Origin of the sequence: Mesorhizobium sp. M1A.F.Ca.IN.020.04.1.1 (assembly GCF_003997315.1) — a bacterium.
Classification (GTDB): domain Bacteria; phylum Pseudomonadota; class Alphaproteobacteria; order Rhizobiales; family Rhizobiaceae; genus Mesorhizobium.
Genome location: NZ_RZSN01000048.1, coordinates 31,472 through 34,947 on the forward strand (window position 1 = coordinate 31,472; position 3,476 = coordinate 34,947).

Below are 3,476 nucleotides of genomic sequence, written 5' to 3' on the forward strand. Positions count from 1 at the left end.
AACGTCCTCGAGCGCAATTGCGCGCTCGCCAAGGAGCTGTACATCAACGTCACGCCGGCGTTGGTTCTCGGCGACGAAGTGATTTCAGGTGTGCTCAAGATTCACACGCTGGAACGCTTCATCGCCAAAGAGCGGGAAGAAGCTAAGCGTCGTGCCGGATCACCAACTTCGGCATTTTGACAGCGTGGCGGCCGGTGCGATCCCGTTCTCTGGCCACGAGTGCCGCCTCTCGCGTCGGGCCAAATCTCTTATATGGTCCGGCAACGCGGTAGTGGGCGGACCAAGCCGTTCTATGCAGCGCACCAGACAAAGGGCAATGACCAAAGCCGTCCCGGACATCGCATCGGAGTTCAACGTCTTTGCACCAATGCCCAGCAATGGTCGCCGCGACAAACAACGCCTGCAAACGGGCGCTGTGAGCCGCCGTCGTTCAACGAAAGATCACCAACGGATGTCCCGAGGAGGCCCCATGAATCGCTGCACATCAGCATTTGCAATTCTTGCTTTCGGCACGTTCTGCACATCGTCGACCATCGCCATGGCGGCGCATTCGACCACCTATTCAGCGCCCGACAAGAGCGTCGTGTTTCTTGGTGGCGTTGGCTACACCTGGCTAAAGGGCAACGAGCTTTTCTACGTCGAAGTGGGCAATCGTATCAGCAAATTGATCTGGGAAACCGGCGCGCCGGTTCTGACCACCGGGCTAAAGGCCGAGGTCTGGAAGAACTGGACCATCTCAGCCAACGGCGTATTGCCGGACAGGATTGGTCGGATCAGTCAATCCACCCCGACACCCGCCTTGACCGCTACATCAACCTTGACATGGCAGCAGGCCCAGACTTCGTGATCAACGATGCCACGGTTATCAACCTTCATGGCGGCTTCAAATACACCAACATGAAGTGGAAGGCCTATGGCGGTTCGTACATATAGAGTGGGGACGGCTTCGGCTTTCGCGAGGATCGCGGCAAGTTCCCGGACGGCGAACCGGTCATCGATTACGAACAGCGCTATTTCGGCCTGTTCCTTGGCGCGAAAGCGACCACGACGCTCGGGAACTTGACGCTCTCGGGTCTGCTCCGCAGCGGCTTCACCGTTGATGCAAGCGCTGTTGACCATCACTGGCTGCGCGAGGAGGGGCGCGGCCTGCGATTTGAGGACGACTTCTTCACGGTGCCGTTCATCTCGGCCGGCGCCAAGATCGATTATCAGATGACCGACCGCGCCAGCGTCTTCCTGGCCGGCAATGTCGACAAATATTTTCGCAACAAAGGCTAGAAAACGGCCTACAGCATCGCGACCGGCGAACAAGGAGCCCACAAGGATAGCGCTGGCATGGACTTCTATGCCTTGACCCTGTCGGCCGGCTTCAAGCTGACGTTTTAAGCGCAGTCATTTCTGACGCTGAGCACGTAAGACCATGCGTGCATTAAGGACGCACAATGCCTCTGCGCGCAATCCATTCAATCGCGGCTATCCAAGCGGCGCCGACGTCGGCCAGGATCTCAGGATTGTCCGGGCGGTCCGCCAGGCCTGGTATGGCCGGGGTGGAGGTGTTGTCCGCCGGTCATCCCGTCGATTTTAAGGTCCCGACGGCCGTCTGGCACCGGTGCGCGAGCCGCCAGAAAAGCGTGGCCTTCCGCGCGATCCCGAAGCCACAAACCGTGAGAACCCGTGCGACACCGCCGCATCACGTCGTGTCGTGCATCGATGCCAAGCGGCTCGGCGTTGAGCTCGCCGCACGCCAGAATAAACTTGGCGCTCCTCAAGATTGCAGAGTCAGGCTAGTGGGTTGCGTCCCGCGGCGTCGTCTCCCAGCGTCAACCGGATCGTCTCGGCAATCTCCTCATCGGGCGCGCCGGGACGCGGTTCATCGTAAAGGCTATCGAGCCGCTGTTCGGCAAAGCGCCGACGCAATGTGCCCACTGTATTGGGCGTTGCACCAAGGCGTAAGGCAATTTCCTTGTTCTACATCCTCTCGCTGGCCAGCAGCACTATCCGCGCCCGTCGCGGCAGGCCTTGCGCCGTGCCTCGACGCCGGACCAGACCCTCCAGTTCACTCGGCTCTGCTGCGGAGCCAGCGCCTTGAGCAGCGGCCAACCTGGACTCGTCCCGTCCTCGAAAAGCAAATTGTTACGCAGATGCTTGTCCACCCTGACCCGAGCCATCCTCCTGCACGCTTTCGCCGTTGCGCGCGACGAAGACCGCAACGCTTCATCGCGCTTGGCGTAGTGGCACCAGGGACCGCCCATCGAATGACTCATGCGAGGCATCTCAAGGCTGTCCGCGGTCCAGCGCCAGATCTCCGCCTCGCCCGAGGCGCGCAGAGCTGGCCGGTTGTGCAGGAGCCGTAGGCAATATTCGCCGTCCTTGTTCGGATGGGTAACGCTTGCGTCTCCCGTCGCATTCTACCTCGCTTTCCGAACGTAGCCGTGATGCGAACTCTTGCTGCATATAAAGTCGAATCAGGGGGATTTGGATCATACGATACGGAGGCTTGACTTTGGCAGTCGCTCTGCGACATTACCTATATAAAGGTCGAAACGAGGTGATATGGCTCATGGATAGGTCACGGAGACCCGAATGACGGCAACGCATAAACGCACCTATTCGCGCTACGCAATGGAAGCGCTTGGCCTTTTCGGTAAGACCATCCGGCTGGGCCGGATGCAGCACCGGTTAACCGCACAGGAGTTAGCCGAGAGAATCGGTGTTTCACGCAGCACCCTGCAGCGCATCGAGAAGGGCGATCCCAAAGTTGAAATCGGACTGATGTTCGAAGCTGCTGCCATTGTCGGTGTGAAGCTGTTCGATGCGGACGGCAAGGGCATCACAGCCCTCACAGGCCGCATGGACGATCGCATCGCGCTGCTGCCGAAGCACGTCTACAAGGCCGGCAAGCAGATCGTCGATGAGTTCTAAGGTCCCCAAGTACGACGAAGCCTATGTCTGGGTCTGGCTGCCGGGCGAGACCGCGCCGGTTGTCGCCGGGCGGCTATATGCCCATGACGGACTCGTCAGCTTCAACTATGGCAGGAGCTTTCGTGAACTGGGCAGCGCGATCCCGCTTTATCTCCCGGAACTGCCCCTGAAGGCAGGCGAATTGCCTTTGCTTCCTGGCCTAACCATGCCGGGATGCATCCGCGATGCTGCCCCCGATGCCTGGGGACGACGGGTTATCCTAAACCGCAAATTCGGTGTGAAGGGCGATGAAATCGCGCGGCTCGATATTTCAGAACTGACGTTCCTGCTGGAATCAGGCTCGGACCGCATCGGCGCGCTCGATTTTCAGTTTTCGCCCACGAATTACGAGCCGCGCGCACTGGCCAATGCCACTCTCGAAGAGCTTGTCCAATCGGCGGAGCGGGTAGAGAAAGGTATTCCGCTCACCCCCGAATTAGATCAGGCGCTGCATCACGGCAGCTCGATCGGCGGCGCAAGGCCAAAGGCGCTGATCGAGGACGACGCCATCAAGC

Annotated in this window: 3 protein-coding genes and 2 pseudogenes; all 5 read left to right on the plus strand. The window is 59.7% G+C overall.

What is annotated here, in order from left to right:
* Positions 1-180, plus strand: a pseudogene (locus tag EOA49_RS32615) (disulfide bond formation protein DsbA); the annotation flags it as partial.
* Positions 181-316: 136 nt separating this feature from the next.
* Complete coding sequence (locus tag EOA49_RS33450) at positions 317-847, plus strand: hypothetical protein (RefSeq protein WP_245460617.1); 531 nt, start codon at positions 317-319, stop codon at positions 845-847.
* Positions 811-1,278, plus strand: a pseudogene (locus EOA49_RS33455) (omptin family outer membrane protease). The gene EOA49_RS33450 and the pseudogene EOA49_RS33455 overlap by 37 nt, the downstream one beginning before the upstream one ends.
* 1,305 nt (positions 1,279-2,583) lie before the next feature.
* On the plus strand, positions 2,584-2,922 hold the full coding sequence (locus EOA49_RS12700; RefSeq protein WP_029354813.1) for a helix-turn-helix transcriptional regulator: 339 nt from the start codon (positions 2,584-2,586) through the stop codon (positions 2,920-2,922).
* A partial coding sequence (locus EOA49_RS12705) for a HipA N-terminal domain-containing protein (protein WP_206520169.1) occupies positions 2,912-3,476 on the plus strand: 565 nt, incomplete at its 3' end. The genes EOA49_RS12700 and EOA49_RS12705, both read left to right, overlap by 11 nt.

What these genes read in the sequence shown, in the direction of transcription:
- EOA49_RS33450 (WP_245460617.1), top strand. Translation starts at nt 317, where the DNA reads ATGACCAAAGCCGTCCCGGACATCGCATCGGAGTTCAACGTCTTTGCA.
- EOA49_RS12700 (WP_029354813.1), top strand. Translation starts at nt 2,584, where the DNA reads ATGACGGCAACGCATAAACGCACCTATTCGCGCTACGCAATGGAAGCG.